Genomic DNA, 13,943 nt, shown 5'->3' with positions numbered 1-13,943 from the left:
CCGGGCGGGCCGCCGGCCGGCGCGAACATGGTTTCCCAGCTCCACCTCATGAGGGCCCGGGCCCGCGGGTTGCGCCCGCTCGCCGCGGCGCGCGGCCGCACCCGCGCGTCGTTACGCGATCCGCTCGTTCATCAGCAGGAAGGCGCCCAGTCCGTGCAGGTCGTTCGTGTTGCGCTTGCGGCCGAGGTAGTACGCCAGGTCACCGACGTTGGTGCCCTCGCTGATGTCGGTGATGCTGGTCCGCCCGTCCGCGTCCACCGTCACCTTGTCCAGGACGCCCCGGTAGCCCCGGCGCGCCGCCGCCGTGTAGCCGTCGCCGCGGATCCAGCCGTGGCCCAGGGCGGCGTGCAGCATCAGGGTGTACATGCTGGAGGCGGAGGTCTCGGTCCAGTTGCCGGGCTCGCTCGCCTTGTCGACGACCTGGAACCAGCGGCCGGTCGCCCGGTCCTGGTAGCGCAGGAACCCCTTGGCCAAGTGGCGTACGTTGCCGATGAGTTCGGCGCGGCGCGGATGGCCGGCGGGCAGCATCTCCAGCACCTCGATGTGCGTCATCGCGGTCCAGCCGATGGCCCGGGCCCAGAAGTGGGCGGAGGTGCCGGTGGCGGGGTCCGGGTTCCAGGGGGCGTCGCCGTCCGCGTCGTAGGCGTGGTAGATCAGCCCGTTCGGCGCCTTCAAGTGGCGGAAGTACACCGAGAGGTTCCGGGTGACCTCGTCGTACGCGTACGACGTGTCCCCGTAGGCGATGCCGTACCGCAGCAGGAACGGCTGGGCCATGAAGACCCCGTCGCCCCACAGCTCGTTGGTCTTGCCGGTGGCGTGCCACATGCCGCCGTCCGCGGTGCGCGGATAGCTGGTGATGCGGTCGCGGATCTGGTCGGCGGCGGTGCGGTAGCGTGCGTCCCCGGTCTCCCGGTGGAGCATCAGCAGCAGGTTGCCGGACTGCATGGCGTCGAGGTTGTCGAAGGTGCGGCTCATATGGCCTTCGGCGTCCACGAAGTTGTCCACCCAGGTCTTGATGTACGCCAGGTACGAGGGCTCCCGCACCCGCTGGTAGACGCGGTAGGCCCCCAGCAGGAACAGCCCCCGGGTGTAGCCCCAGCCACCGAGCGAGGCCGGGTCCGGGTAGCGGGCCAGGGTGGACTCCACCACCGCCCGCGACCAGTCCGTACGGGCCGCGTGGGCCACCCCCATCCCCGGCAGCAGAAGGCCGCCGCCGATGCCTAACGCGCTCGCGAGTACGGTCCTGCGTCTCATCACTGGACTCTCCTCTTGATGGGCCGAATGCCATGCACACGCCAAGAATAGCGGCGAACCTGCCTTTGGGGATCAAAAGCGGAGGAAACGGCCGGATCCGCATTCCCCGTCAGCAACCCGGCCAGCAGGCGGCCGGTGGCGGGGGCGAGCGGGCGCGCGGCCGCCACGATGGCCTCGACGCGCCGCCGCCGGAACCGGTCGGGGTCGCGCTCGGCCGACGACTCCGCCGCCGACGATCGTGACGTCTCCTTCACGGCGGGCCGCGATGTGGTCGGGGCGCCGCCGCGGCGGAGGCCGGAGCGGCCACGCGGGTCGCCGTCGCGCGGTCCGCGGCGCCGGCGTCGGCGAGGGTCAGCCCGCTGGTCTCGGGCGCGAGGACGTAGGAGGCGGCCCAGCCGATGGCGCAGATGACCGCGCCCAGGAGCATCGCCAGCCGGGTGCTGTGGGCGAGAACGACGGGCGCTCGCCACGTGCCGGTGGCGAAGGCGGCGAGGCTGCTGCGCTGGCGCATGCTCCACCAGCGGGCGGTCGACGACTTCGTACGGGACGTCGCGCTCTACGACCCGGAGGGGGTCGACGCCGGGGCGGTGGAGCTGGGCCTGGCCCCCGGCGCGGCGCGGGGCGCGCTGCCGCTGGAGGTGCGCACGGGCAGCCGGACCGACCGACGCCGCGGGAGACGCCGATCGGCTGGGCGGAGGGCGGCTTTCATCTGGCGCGGGCGAGCGCACGGTAAGGTAAGCCTGACCTAAGCCTCCCTGGAGTCGTTCATGCGCACCCACCGCCCGTTCCCCCTGCTCGCCGCCGCCCTGGCCGCGGCCGTCCTCACCGGCTGCGGCCCCGCGCCGTCCGCGGACTCCTCCTCGGCGTCCGAGCGGCGGCCGGGCGCCCGGCAGGCGGACGGCGCCTTCCCGCGCACCGTCACCCACGCACTCGGCAGCACACCGGTCGAGGCGAAGCCGAAGCGCATCGCGGTCATCAGCACCGGACAGCTCGACGATCTGCTCACCCTCGGCCTCGTGCCCGCCGCCACCACCCGCGCCGACAACGCGGGCCTGGTCCCGGACTATCTGCGCGACGCCTTCCCCGGCAAGGCGAAGGCGCTCGCGAGGATGACGGACATCGGCACCCGCTCCTCCCCCGCCCTGGAGAAGCTGGCGGCCGCCAAGCCCGATCTGATCCTGGTCAACAGCACCCAGGGCGACCTCTACCCCACCCTGTCGGCCATCGCCCCGACCGTCGTCACCAAGGGACGCGGCGTCAACTGGAAGAAGGACCTGCTGACCGTCGCGGACGCGGTCGGCGAGCGCGACCGGGCTGCCGCGATCGTCAGCCGCTTCGAGAAGGACGCCGCGCGGCAGGGCGGAAAGCTGGGCGGGAAGGACACCGAGCTGTCCATGGTGCGGTTCACCCCGGACCGGGTCCGGATGTTCGGCGCGAAGTCCTTCACCGGCACCATCGCCGACGACATGGGGCTCGGCCGCCCGGCGTCCCAGACGTTCGACGACATCTCCCAGGACCTGAGCGGTGAGCGGATCCCCGAGATGGACGGCGACTGGATCTTCTCCTCCGTCCAGGGCCGGCCCGGGAAGACGGACGCGGGCACCTATCTCTCCAATCCGCTGTGGAAGAAGCTGGACGCGGTGCGCGCCGGACACACCGTCACCGTGGACGACGACCCCTGGTACCTCAACGCCGGGCCGACCGCCGCGCGGGTCGTCCTGCGCGACATCACCGGGCACCTGGGGCGCTGAGGCGGAGCCGGACGTTCGCGACGGTTATGGGGAAGGCATATCCCACCGTCACACCCCGTATGCGATCGGGACAATCCGTCACCATAATGCCCTCCGCAGGCAATAGTCTCGGCGTACAGGCCGCGGCGGAGGAGGCAGCCCATGGGGACGGGCGATCGTGAACAGGCACAGGCACGGGCGCGGCAGGAGGCCGACCGGCTCACCGCGCAGGGCATCCATGGCATCGCGCTGACCTGGGTGGACAACGCGGGACTCACCCGGGTGAAGTCCGTGCCCACCGGGCGGCTCGCCCATGCCGCGCGGCGGGGCGTCGGCATGTCCCCGGTGTTCGACGTGTACCTCGTGGACGACTCCATGACGACGAGCCCTCACATCGGCGGTCCCGACGGCGATCTGCGGCTCTTCCCCGACCTCGGCCGGCTCACCGTGCTGGCCGCCCAGCCCGGCTGGGCGTGGGCACCGGCCGACCGCTACGCCCAGTCAGGCCTGGAACACCCCGCCTGCCAGCGGCTGTTCGCCCGCCGGATGACCGAGCGGGCGCACGGGCGGGGGATCGCCCTGCGCATGGGGTTCGAGACGGAGTGGGTCGTCACCACCGGCGGCACCGGCGCGTCGCGTCCCGCCCGCGACACGCCCGGCCCGGGCCCGTACGACACCGCCCCGGGCGCGTACTACGCCGCCCCCGGTCCGGCCTACGCCGGTACGGGCCCGGCCTATGGCATGGCGCGCCTGGTGGACCTCTCCGGCTACCTCGCCGACGTGCTCGGCACGCTGCAGACCCAGGGCGTGGAGGTACTGCAGCTGCATCCGGAGTACGCGGCCGGGCAGTTCGAGGTGTCCGTGGCGCCCTCGGACCCGGTGGGCGCCGCCGATCTCGCCGTCCTCGTCCGCGAGACGATTCGCGGGGTGTCGGCCCGGCACGGGCTGACCCCGCTGTTCGGCCCGGTGGCCGAGGCGGGCACCGTCGGCAACGGCGGCCATCTGCACCTGAGTCTGTGGCAGGGCGACCGCAATCTGTGCCGGGACGGGGACGGACCGCACGGCATGACCGCGACCGGCGAGGCGTTCCTCTCCGGAGTGCTGCGCGCCCTGCCCGCCCTGCTCGCCATCGGCGCCCCCTCCCCCGCGAGCTATCTGCGCCTGGAACCCTCCCGCTGGGCCGGGGCCTACCAGTGCTGGGGGCTGGAGAACCGTGAGGCGGCGCTGCGCTTCATCACCGGCGCCCCGGACGATCCGGGGGCGGCCAACGCCGAGATCAAATGCTTCGACCCGGCCGCCAACCCCTATCTGGTGACGGGCGCGGTCATCGCCGCGGGGCTCGCCGGGCTCGACGCCGGGCTCACCCTGCCGCCACCGGTCTCCGGCGACCCGGCGCGGACGGGCCGGGAGCCGCGGCTGCCCACCTCGCTGCTCACCGCGCTGGAGCACTTCGAGGACTCGGGCGTCCTGCGCGAGGCGCTGGGCGACCCGCTCTTCGAGTCGATCGCCGCCGTGCGCCGCGCCGAGGCGGCGCTGTTCGAGAAGGCCACCCCGCAGGAGATCGCGGCCGCGACCCGGGGACGGTACTGAACGATGCACTCCACCGAGGGGACGGCGCCGAGCGGTCCGTCTCTGCCGCCGCTGGTGGACCACCACTGTCATGGGGTGGCCCGCCGCGACCTGGACGCCGCCGCGTTCGAGGCGTTCCTGACCGAGTCCGACGCGCCCGCCGCGCTCGGCACCACCTTCTTCGACAGCCAGCTCGGCTTCGCGCTGCGCCGCTGGTGCCCGCCGCTGCTCGATCTGGAACCGCACTGTCCGCCCGCCCGCTATCTCGCCCGGCGGCGGGAGCTGGGCGCGGGGGAGGTCAACCGGCGGCTGCTGAGCGCCGCCGGGATCACCGAATTCCTCGTCGACACCGGCCTCCCCGGCGACCTCACCACCCCGGACGAGCTGGCCGCGGCGGCCGGGGGCACCGCGCACGAGATCGTCCGGCTGGAACACCTCGCGGAGCGGACCGCCGACACCTCGCGCGGCGCCGACGACTTCCTGACCGGGCTCGCCGACGGGATCCGGGAGGCCGCCCGTACCGCCGCGGGCTTCAAGTCGGTGGCCGCCTACCGCTACGGCCTCCACTTCGAGCCCGACCCGCCCGCCCCCGCCGCCGTGCACACCGCTGCCGAGCGCTGGCTCGCCCACCGGGCCGACGGCGGCGCGCCCGCCGCCCGGGTGGACGATCCCGTACTGCTGCGCCATCTGCTGTGGTCCGCGGCCCACACCGGGCTGCCGCTCCAGCTGCACACCGGCTTCGGCGATCCGGATCTGCGGCTGGACCGCTGCGACCCGCTCGCGCTCACCGACTTCATCCGCGCGGTGCGCCCCACCGGCTGCTCGCTGATCCTGCTGCACGGCTATCCGTACCACCGCGGCGCGGCCTACCTCGCCGCCGTCTTCCCGCATGTCTACGCCGACGTCGGCCTGTCCCTGACCCACACCGGGGCGCGGGCCGGGGCGGTGCTCGCCGAGATGCTGGAGCTGGCCCCGTTCGGCAAGGTGCTCTTCTCCACCGACGCCTACGGGCTGCCCGAGCTGTACGTGGTGGGCGCCCGGCTCTTCCGGGAGGCGCTGACCGGGCTGCTGACCCAGTGGGTGCGCGAGGGCGCGTGGTCGGGCGGCGACGCGGGGCGGGTGGCGGCGCTGCTCGGCGCGGACAACGCGCGCCGAGTGTACGGTCTCGGCAGCACGATCACCCGTGATCATCAGCCTTGACCGCAGAATCCCCGGTTCGCGGGGCACCGGGCGAGGAGTTTCGTCACGATGGTGGGATGGACGAAGAGCAATTCCTGGAGCGCGCCAAGCAGTTCGCGCTTCACCTGGCCGAGCTTCAGTCGCGTCTCGACCCCGCGTCGTACGATCTGCTGCTGCGCATACTGCACGGCGTCAACGAGGCCATCGTGGGCCGGTCCTCGGGCGGGGCCACCGGTATCGACGTGCCGTTCACCGCGCTCGACCGGGATCTGTTCACCCCCGCTCTCGGACGGGAGCTGGCCCAGCTGACCAGTCTGCTGGGGCCGCACGGGCTGCAGTTGGTCGTCGAGTTCGGCGACCAGCCAGAGCGCGACCGGCGCGAGGTCGAGGCGATAGCCCGGGCCAGCGGCATGGATCCCGGAGGCGCGTGAGGATCTACCGGCGGGTACGGTTCGGCGTGGGCGATGGTGCGTGCCGCCGTCGCCCGCCACGTCAGCGTCGCCGGAGGAGAACGCATGCGGATCAGCGGCACCACCGTCCTGCTCACCGGAGCGACCGGGGGCATCGGGCAGACCCTCGCCCGGGCCCTCGCCTCCAGGGGCGCCGAGCTGCTGCTCACCGGGCGCCGCGAGGAGGTGCTGCGGCCGCTGGCCGAGCGGCTCGGCGCCCGCGCGATCGTGGCCGACCTGGCCGACCGGTCCGATCTGGAGCGGCTCGTCGAGGAGGCGGAGGCGGCGGACACCCGCATCCTCATCGCCAACGCCGCGCTGCCCTCCAGCGGTGACGTCCTCGGCTACGACACCGACCACCTCGACCGCGCCCTCGACGTCAATCTGCGCGCCCCGCTGCTGCTGTCCCGGCTGATGGCACCGCGGATGGTGGCCGCGGGCTCGGGGCAGCTGGTGATGATCGGCTCGCTGTCGGGCCGTACCGCGTCCCCCGGCGCCGCGCTCTACAACGCGGCCAAGTTCGGGCTGCGCGGCTTCGCGCTCGGGCTGCGGCAGGACCTGCACGGCACGGGCGTCGGGGTCACGCTGGTGCAGCCCGGGTTCGTCGGCGACGCCGGGATGTTCGCCGACTCCGGCGCCTCCACGCCGCCCGGAGTGCGCACCATCACCACCGGCCGGGTCGCGGCGGCCACGCTCCGCGGGATCGAACGGAACCGGGCCGAGGTGAACGTGGCCCCGCTGGAGCTGCGCTTCGGCAGCGCCCTCGGCGGCCTCTTCCCCACCCTCGCCGAGCGCGCCCAGCGCGGAGCCGGGGCCGGGCAGACGTCCCGGCAGCTCGCCGACGGACAGCGCGACAAGCGCTGAGCGCGGCGTGGTGTAGGTTCGGGCGACCCCACCGGGAGTTCGAGCGAGGGAGCGGGTTCATGCGTGCTGTGGTGTTCGACGACTTCGGGCGCAGGCCCGAGGTACGGACCGTCGACGATCCCGCCCCCTCCCCCCGCGGCGCGGTGATCCGCGTCGAGGCCACCGGGCTGTGCCGCAGCGACTGGCACGGCTGGATGGGCCACGACGCGGACATCCGGCTGCCGCACGTCCCCGGCCATGAACTCGCGGGCACAATCGAGGAGATCGGCCCCGAGGTCCTGAACTGGCGCCCCGGCCGCCGGGTCACCGTGCCCTTCGTCTGCGCCTGCGGACGCTGCGCCGCGTGCGCGGACGGCGCCCAGCAGGTGTGCGAGCGGCAGACGCAGCCGGGCTTCACCCACTGGGGGTCGTTCGCCGAGTACGTCGCGGTCGAGAACGCCGACGTCAACCTGGTCGGCATCCGCAACGAACTGCCCTTCACCACCGCCGCCTCGCTCGGCTGCCGCTTCGCGACCGCCTTCCGCGCGGTGGTGACCCAGGGCCGGGTCGCCCCGGGCGAATGGGTCGCGGTGCACGGATGCGGCGGGGTCGGACTGTCCGCCGTCATGATCGCGGCGGCTTGCGGGGCGCGGGTCGTCGCGGTCGACATCTCCGCCCGGGCGCTCGCCCTGGCCTCCCGCTTCGGCGCGGCGGTCTGCGTGGACGCGTCCTCCACCCTGGGCTCGGTGGCCGAGGCCGTCGCGGACGCGACGGGCGGCGGCGCCCATCTCTCCGTGGACGCGCTGGGCTCGCCCCGTACCTGCGCGGCCTCCGTGAGCAGCCTCCGCCGCCATGGCCGCCACGTCCAGATCGGCCTGCTGCCGCCCGCCGCCGGAAACCCGATGCTGCCGATGGACCGGGTCATCGCGCTCGAACTCCAGCTGCTGGGCAGCCACGGCATGGCCGCCCACGCCTACGGGCCGATGATGGAGATGGTCGATGCCGGGACGCTGCGGCCGGATCTGCTGGTCACCGACGTCATAGGGCTGGACGCCGTCCCCGAGGCCCTGACCACGCTGACGTCGGCGGCCAGGGGCGGGGTGACGATGATAGAGCCGCATCGCGCACCGCTCTCCGGCCGCTGACGCCGGCTCAGCTCCGGGCGGGCGTCACCGCCGCCTGGTCACCGGCTCGTGGGGCGGGCGGGCGTCCGCTGCCCCGTGGGGTGGGGATGGTGATGTCCCGCATCGCGAAGACCGCCGCGAGGGCGAGGACTCCGGCGGCCGCCCCGCCCCAGGCGACCGTGGAGCCGATCGCCGCGGCGCTCGCCGCGGTCGTGCCGTGCGAGCCCATCAGGGATTGTGCGCAGGCCAGCCCGAAGGTGCCGCCGATCTGCTTGGCGAGGGCCGAGCCCGCGGTCGCGGTGCCCATGTCGGCGGCGGGCACGGAGTTCTGGGTCGCGAGGGTGATGCCGCCCATCGCGGGTCCCGTGCCCAGTCCGGCGATCAGCAGCCAGCCGCAGATCAGGGCCGTCGGTGTCGCCGCGTCCAGGGCGAAGAACGCGGCGGTCCCGGCGGTGAGCAGCCCGGCCCCGGTCAGGAGCACCGGTTTGGGGCGGCCGCTGCGCAGGATGGCGGCGGCGGTGAGCCGGTTGCTCAGCGCCATGCCGGCCATCAGGGGAAGGAGCAGCAGCCCGGAGGTGGTCGCGGAGTGGCCCCGGACCTGCTGGTAGTACAGCGGCAGCAGGATCCCGACCGGCATCGCGGCGGCCTGGAAGAAGAACCCGCCGGTCAGCAGGGCGCTGTAGGCGCGGTGCCGGAAGAGACCGAGCGGCAGCACGGGTACGGACGCGCGGCGCTCGACGGGAACGAGCAGGGCGAGCAGCGCCAGGCCGCCGAGCAGACAGCCCGCCACGGCGGGATCCGTCCACGACGGGGCGCGTCCGCCGTCGGGAGTGCCCTTCAGGCTCAGGCCGGTCAGGGTCAGGGAGAGACCGGCCGTGAGGAGGAGGACCCCCGCGATGTCGAGCCGTCCGGACGGCGCCCCGGCGGGGCGGCGGTCCGGCAGCACCAGACCGAGGACGGCCGCGACGGCCAGGCCGATGGGGAGGTTGAGCCAGAAGGCCCAGCGCCAGCCCGCGTGGTCGGCCAGCGCACCGCCGACGATCGGGCCGCCGACCAGGCCGAGCACCAGCATCGTGCCCATCGCCGTCTGCATGCGGATCAGCCCCTCCGTGCGGGAGGGCGGATTGAGGTCACGGATCAGGGCCATGCCGAGGGTGAGCAGGGCCCCGGCGCCCAGTCCCTGACCGGCGCGGCAGATGATCAGCGCTTCCATCGAACCGGCCAGACCGCAGGCGAGTGAGCCCGCCAGGAACAGGGCGAGTCCGCCCAGCAGCAGTCGGCGGCGGCCGTACAGGTCGGAGAAGCGGCCGTAGACGGGGACGCTGATCGAGGAGGTCAGCAGGTAGGCGGTGACGAGCCAGACGTACCAGCTGTCGTCGCCGCCGATCTGCTCGGTGATGCGGGGCAGCGCGGTGCCGACCACGGTGCCGTCGAGCAGGGCCAGGAAGGCGCACGCCAGCAGGGCCAGCGTGATCAGGGTCCGGCGGCGGGAGGTGAGGTGCGCGTATCCCTCGGATGCGGTCACCGGGCCTCCCCCGGCCCGGCGAGCGCGCCGTGCAGGAAGAGGTCCACCAGTTCGTCCGTGGTCAGCGGGTCGTGCGCGCCCGGCCGCCCGGCGAACATGAGCAGCAACTGGAAGGAGTCCGCGAGCCGTTCGGGGGCGAGCCGCAGGGTCTCCCGGTCCGGCTCCAGCAGGGCGGCCAGGGCCGCGCGCGGTGCGGCGAGCCCCGCCTCACGGTCCGGCAGCTCGCCGCCCTCGCCCGGCCGGCGGGGTGCCCCGCGCTCCAGCCGGCCGGTCGCGGCGAGGGCCCCGACGACGGCGCCGATGCGGGTCATGTGCCCGCGCATCACCTCGGCCGCCTCGGTGAGCCTGGCGGCGAGCGGCTGGTCCAGGTCGATCGCCTCCAGGTGGGCGACCGCGTCGTCGGGGCGCGTGGCCTCGGCCACGCAGGCGGCGATCAGGGTGTCCTTGTCGGGGAAGACACGGAAGATCGTGCCCTCCCCGATGCCCGCGGCCCGGGCGATCTTCGCGGTGGTCACGGCGGCGCCGTATTCGACGACCAGGGGAAGCGCCGCAGCGATGATCATCTTGCGGCGCTGATCGGGGTCCATGGCGGGCGCGCGGCGCCGGGTCGGTGTGGAAGAGGTCTCCGTCATACCTCCGAGAGTACGGAGTGAGTGCTCACTCCGTCAATGAGTGAGCACTCACTCCGCTCCTCCGCAGCGGGCTCAGAACGCGTTCACGCCCGTGAGTTCGCTGGAGAGATCCCACAGCCGCGAGGCGGCCTGGGGGTCGGTGGCCCAGGGCTTCACCCCGCCGATGAGCATGTCGTCGGTGGTGGCCGGCTCGGCGATGTCGCAGTCCTGGCAGTACGCGCCGCCGTGGGCGCCGAGCAGCGGGGAGGTCGCGGCCCAGACGGCCGTCGCCGCGCCCTGCGGGGGCGTCTTGAAGCCCTCGGCGGGCTCGCCGTCCGGCGTCACCCAGCCCAGCCCGTGCCATTCGTCGCGCGGGATGTGGCGCTGGAGCGGGGTGAGGATGCTGCCGGGGTGCACGGCGTAGGCGTGCAGACCGCTGTCGGCGCCGAGACGGTCCAGGTGCAGGGCGAAGAGGGCGTTGGCGGTCTTGGACTGGGCGTAGGCGAGCCAGCGGTCGTAGCCGGTGCGGAAGTGCGGGTCCGCCCAGCGGATGTCGCTCAGGAAGTGGCCGGACGACGCCACGGACACCACCCGGGCGCCGGGGGCGAGCGCGGGGCGGAGGCGGCCCACGAGCGCGAAGTGCCCGAGGTGGTTGATGGCGAAATGGGCTTCCCAGCCGGGACCGACGCGGGTCTCCGGACACGCCATCACCCCGGCGCCGTTGATGACGATGTCGAGGCTGCGGCCGGTGTCGAGGAAGCGGTCGGAGAACGCGCGCACGCTCTCCAGGTCGCCCAGGTCGAGCGCGCCGGGTTCCGCCCCGGGAATGTCCCGCAGGGCTTCCCCGGCGATGCCGGGCCGCCGGGCCGGGACGATGACGCGCGCCCCGGCGCGGGCCAGCGCGCGGGTGGTTTCCAGGCCGAGCCCGGAGTATCCGCCGGTGACCAGGGCCGTGGCGCCGGTGAGGTCGATCCCGGCGGACACGTCGGCGGCGGTGCTGTGGGCGCCGAACCCGGAGGGGAGCTTGCGCTGTTTCGTGATCATGCACAGGACGCTAAAACCTCGACCGCGCGCTAGGTCAAGGTACGGTTCGCCGATGAGCAATGGCTTGAGTATCGGCGCGGTCGCCAAGGCGACCGGGCTGAGTGTGCACGCGCTGCGGTTCTTCGAGCGCGAGGGGCTGTTCCTGCGGGAGATCCCCCGCACCGGTGGCGGGCAGCGGCTCTACGCACAGGCGGATGTGGACTGGCTCGCGCTGTGCGACCGGCTGCGCGCCTCCGGCATGCCGATCGCGAGAATCCGCAGATTCGCCGAACTGGTCCGCCTCGGCCCGGGCAATGAGGCCGACCGGCTCGAACTGCTCCGTGAGCACGAGGAGAACGTACGGGCCAGGATCGGCGAGCTCGGCGCCTGCCTGGAGGTCATCCGGACCAAGGTGGCCGTCTACGAGCGGCACGTGCGCGACGGGACCGCCGCCGGGGTGTGGTCCCCCACGCCGCCGGAGGGGTGACGGACCACCGGCCCCGCCCTACGGCACGCGCACGGTGTCCCGCACCACCCGCACCCGGTCCCCCGCCGCCGGATCGGCCGCGATCGCGGGCACGTTGGCGGGGGTCAGCTCCGGGGCGTGGCCCGGCTCGCCGCCCCGTGGCACCGTCCGCACCACCTGGCTGGGCGGCAGTTCCCCGCCCCGCCCCCGCAGCCGCTGCCACATCACGTCCAGCGCCTGCTGGTAGTAGTACCCGAGCGGGACGTACCGGTTGTCCAGCCCCGGGGTCTGCGCGTCGCTGTGGTGGGCGTGCGTGACCTCGACGTAGCTGACCGTGGAAGTCCCCCGCTGCGCACGGGCGTTGAGCCCCAGATACGGCCGCGAGCTGTGGTTCACCGGCACCCTGGTGTCATCCCGGCCGTGCACGATGAGTGCCGGTTTGCCGTGCAGATCGCCGCTGCGGCGCGTGGCGTCGAGCCCGGCGGCCAGCCGTGCCGCCCAGCCCCGTCCCCCGCGGGCGCCCGGCGACGGAAAGGCGAGCCCGTACACGCAGCGCTCGCCGCGCAGGTTGTAGTCGTGACGGCCGTCCGCGCCACGGGACTTGCTGTCGGCGACGGGCCCGCCGGGCGCGTTCTCGTCGATCAGCGTCCCCGGGGCGGGCGCCCGCCCGGGGCTGGTGCCGAAGGCGGCGGCCAGCTCGGAGCGGCGGTAGGGCACCGGGGTGCCCGAGCCGTCGGTGCGCGCCCATCCGTATCCGCACAGCGCGTCGTCCACGGAGGCGCGCGCGTAGCTCATCGCGTACGAGGCCGGGGTCTGCGGATCGTAGTGCGCGAGCTGCAAGTACCCGGACTGCGGCTGGTATCCGGCGCGCACCAGGGCCCGTGCGGCGAGCCGTGGCAGACCGTCCTCCCCCGCCCGGCGCGCGTCGCGGCGTGTGATGAGCCGGGGGTCGTCGCCGACCAGCGCCGCGCACCGGCGGCGCGCGGCGGGGACGTCCAGGGTGGCGTAGCCCGGCGCGGAGGGTTCGGTGAGGGCGGCGCACGGCTGGAGCAGCGAGGCCAGGGAATTGTACCGGATCAGCGGCAGCCCGGCCACGGGGACGGCGCGCCCGCCCTGGCGCACCCGGATGCCGCCTCGCGGGGCGAGGTTCATCTGCGGTTCGGAGGCGACGACGGCGTCGATGAGCCCGGTACGGTCGTCCTCGCCCGCGGCGACGGCCGCCCCGCCGCCGTTGGAGACGCCGGTGGCCAGGACCGTGGTGGTGGCCGCGGTGTAGCCGCCGGGCGGTGCGCCGCTCGCCCGGTCGCGGTTCAGGACGGCGAGCGCGAGCCGCACCGAGCGCAGCACATCGCGCCCCCAGGTGGCCTGCGGATCGGTCCGGGAGTGCGCCATCTTGTACGCCACCCGGTACGGGCGGGCGGCGTCGAAGCGGGCCCGCTCGGCGTCGGTCAGCCCGGCGTCGAAGGCGCTGCGGCCGCCAGGTTCCGTACGCGGTCCGGTCGTGCCGTCGTAGGCCATGACCGTGCCGGAGTGCAGATCGTCGAAGGCCGGGCCCATGCCCTTGTCGGTGTAGGCGACGGCGCACCCGCGGTGCAGGCCCCAGGCCCCGGCCGTGCCGACCATGCTGTAGACGCCGCCGAGTCCGGTCGCGGGCGCGGCCACCACGCAGGGCCGGGCGCGGTCGAAGGTGTCCGGCACCTGGACGACGAAGCTCACGCTGTCCGCGCCGCGCCCCGCCACCGCCCGGTACTCGGTGCCGGCGATCCGGCCGTCGCCGGGCAGCGGGCGGCCCCGGTCGACGTTGGCCCCGTACAGCCGGCCGAGTCCGCCGCCGGAGCCGGCCGACATCCCGGCGGACGCCCAGACGGCCTGGCGGCGCAGCTCGGCGGTGGTGGGCCGGTCGGGGTCGGCGGGGGCGGGCAGCGGGCCGCGCAAGCCCTCGAAGCCGAGCCCGGCGGTGAGCAGATCGTCGCCCGTGCCGTCGTAGTGCACGGAGGTGAGGTGGTGGAAACCGGGCAGGGGGGCCGCGTCCGCGACGGCGGTGGCGGTGGCGGGGGTGAGGGACGCCGCGGCCAGGGCCGTGGTCAGCAGCAGGGTGGCGTTGCGGCGGTGGCGTACGGATGGCATCGCCAAGGCTCCTCCTCGGGGCGTCACGGCCGCACTCGCGGGG

The 13,943-nt window shown here is 74.2% G+C and carries 13 protein-coding genes; 7 read left to right on the top strand and 6 right to left on the bottom strand.

Annotated elements, in window-relative coordinates:
* Nucleotides 1–111 precede the first annotated feature (111 nt).
* Both ABZ562_RS35240 and ABZ562_RS35235 read right to left on the bottom strand, forming a co-directional pair.
* Nucleotides 112–1,254 (bottom strand): glycoside hydrolase family 88 protein, encoded by a 1,143-nt coding sequence (locus ABZ562_RS35240; protein WP_361487807.1) that lies wholly within the window; start codon nt 1,252–1,254, stop codon nt 112–114.
* Nucleotides 1,255–1,504: 250 nt separating this feature from the next.
* Entirely contained in the window at nt 1,505–1,765 is a 261-nt protein-coding gene (locus ABZ562_RS35235) for a hypothetical protein (protein WP_361487805.1), read from the bottom strand.
* A gap of 256 nt (nt 1,766–2,021) precedes the next feature.
* Between ABZ562_RS35235 and ABZ562_RS35230 the strand changes: the two genes are divergently transcribed.
* From ABZ562_RS35230 to ABZ562_RS35205, 6 genes are all read left to right on the top strand, one after another.
* Nucleotides 2,022–3,005, top strand: a complete 984-nt coding sequence (locus ABZ562_RS35230) for an iron-siderophore ABC transporter substrate-binding protein (RefSeq protein WP_361487803.1) — start codon at nt 2,022–2,024, stop codon at nt 3,003–3,005.
* A gap of 141 nt (nt 3,006–3,146) precedes the next feature.
* Entirely contained in the window at nt 3,147–4,574 is a 1,428-nt protein-coding gene (locus ABZ562_RS35225) for a glutamine synthetase family protein (protein ID WP_361487800.1), read from the top strand.
* Nucleotides 4,575–4,577: 3 nt separating this feature from the next.
* A complete protein-coding gene (locus tag ABZ562_RS35220; protein WP_361487798.1) occupies nt 4,578–5,753 on the top strand; it encodes an amidohydrolase family protein in 1,176 nt (391 codons plus the stop codon).
* Between the two features lie 56 nt (nt 5,754–5,809).
* Nucleotides 5,810–6,163 carry a hypothetical protein gene (locus ABZ562_RS35215; RefSeq protein ID WP_361487795.1) on the top strand — a complete coding sequence of 118 codons (354 nt, stop codon included), beginning with the start codon at nt 5,810–5,812 and terminating at the stop codon, nt 6,161–6,163.
* Nucleotides 6,164–6,247: 84 nt separating this feature from the next.
* Complete coding sequence (locus tag ABZ562_RS35210; RefSeq protein WP_361487793.1) at nt 6,248–7,045, top strand: SDR family NAD(P)-dependent oxidoreductase; 798 nt, start codon at nt 6,248–6,250, stop codon at nt 7,043–7,045.
* A gap of 59 nt (nt 7,046–7,104) precedes the next feature.
* On the top strand, nt 7,105–8,169 hold the full coding sequence (locus ABZ562_RS35205; RefSeq protein ID WP_361487790.1) for a zinc-dependent alcohol dehydrogenase family protein: 1,065 nt from the start codon (nt 7,105–7,107) through the stop codon (nt 8,167–8,169).
* A 7-nt stretch (nt 8,170–8,176) separates the two neighbouring features.
* Here ABZ562_RS35205 and ABZ562_RS35200 read toward each other — a convergent pair whose 3' ends face one another.
* From ABZ562_RS35200 to ABZ562_RS35190, 3 genes are all read right to left on the bottom strand, one after another.
* Nucleotides 8,177–9,673, bottom strand: coding sequence for an MFS transporter (locus tag ABZ562_RS35200; RefSeq protein WP_361487787.1), 1,497 nt, complete (start codon nt 9,671–9,673; stop codon nt 8,177–8,179).
* Nucleotides 9,670–10,305, bottom strand: a complete 636-nt coding sequence (locus ABZ562_RS35195) for a TetR/AcrR family transcriptional regulator (RefSeq protein WP_361487785.1) — start codon at nt 10,303–10,305, stop codon at nt 9,670–9,672. The genes ABZ562_RS35200 and ABZ562_RS35195 overlap by 4 nt, the downstream gene beginning before the upstream one ends.
* 72 nt (nt 10,306–10,377) lie before the next feature.
* Entirely contained in the window at nt 10,378–11,328 is a 951-nt protein-coding gene (locus ABZ562_RS35190; protein WP_361487783.1) for an SDR family NAD(P)-dependent oxidoreductase, read from the bottom strand.
* 52 nt (nt 11,329–11,380) lie between these two features.
* Here ABZ562_RS35190 and ABZ562_RS35185 point away from each other — a divergent pair, with 52 nt between their 5' ends.
* On the top strand, nt 11,381–11,794 hold the full coding sequence (locus ABZ562_RS35185) for a MerR family transcriptional regulator (RefSeq protein WP_361487781.1): 414 nt from the start codon (nt 11,381–11,383) through the stop codon (nt 11,792–11,794).
* 18 nt (nt 11,795–11,812) lie between these two features.
* Here ABZ562_RS35185 and ABZ562_RS35180 read toward each other — a convergent pair whose 3' ends face one another.
* On the bottom strand, nt 11,813–13,900 hold the full coding sequence (locus ABZ562_RS35180; RefSeq protein WP_361487779.1) for a 3-hydroxybutyrate oligomer hydrolase family protein: 2,088 nt from the start codon (nt 13,898–13,900) through the stop codon (nt 11,813–11,815).
* Nucleotides 13,901–13,943: the final 43 nt, after the last annotated feature.

Source organism: Streptomyces sp. NPDC019937 (genome assembly GCF_040631655.1).
Classification (GTDB): Bacteria; Actinomycetota; Actinomycetes; order Streptomycetales; family Streptomycetaceae; genus Streptomyces.
The sequence above is the reverse complement of the archived record's forward strand: the minus strand, read 5'-3'. Positions and strand labels throughout refer to the sequence as shown.

Bases quoted from the DNA above. Each gene is read 5' to 3' on its own strand.
- ABZ562_RS35220 (WP_361487798.1), top strand. From the start codon at position 4,578: ATGCACTCCACCGAGGGGACGGCGCCGAGCGGTCCGTCTCTGCCGCCG.
- ABZ562_RS35225 (WP_361487800.1), top strand. From the start codon at position 3,147: ATGGGGACGGGCGATCGTGAACAGGCACAGGCACGGGCGCGGCAGGAG.
- ABZ562_RS35240 (WP_361487807.1), bottom strand. From the start codon at position 1,254: ATGAGACGCAGGACCGTACTCGCGAGCGCGTTAGGCATCGGCGGCGGC.
- ABZ562_RS35215 (WP_361487795.1), top strand. From the start codon at position 5,810: ATGGACGAAGAGCAATTCCTGGAGCGCGCCAAGCAGTTCGCGCTTCAC.
- ABZ562_RS35235 (WP_361487805.1), bottom strand. From the start codon at position 1,765: ATGCGCCAGCGCAGCAGCCTCGCCGCCTTCGCCACCGGCACGTGGCGA.
- ABZ562_RS35190 (WP_361487783.1), bottom strand. From the start codon at position 11,328: ATGATCACGAAACAGCGCAAGCTCCCCTCCGGGTTCGGCGCCCACAGC.
- ABZ562_RS35180 (WP_361487779.1), bottom strand. From the start codon at position 13,900: ATGCCATCCGTACGCCACCGCCGCAACGCCACCCTGCTGCTGACCACG.
- ABZ562_RS35195 (WP_361487785.1), bottom strand. From the start codon at position 10,305: ATGACGGAGACCTCTTCCACACCGACCCGGCGCCGCGCGCCCGCCATG.
- ABZ562_RS35185 (WP_361487781.1), top strand. From the start codon at position 11,381: ATGAGCAATGGCTTGAGTATCGGCGCGGTCGCCAAGGCGACCGGGCTG.
- ABZ562_RS35230 (WP_361487803.1), top strand. From the start codon at position 2,022: ATGCGCACCCACCGCCCGTTCCCCCTGCTCGCCGCCGCCCTGGCCGCG.
- ABZ562_RS35210 (WP_361487793.1), top strand. From the start codon at position 6,248: ATGCGGATCAGCGGCACCACCGTCCTGCTCACCGGAGCGACCGGGGGC.
- ABZ562_RS35205 (WP_361487790.1), top strand. From the start codon at position 7,105: ATGCGTGCTGTGGTGTTCGACGACTTCGGGCGCAGGCCCGAGGTACGG.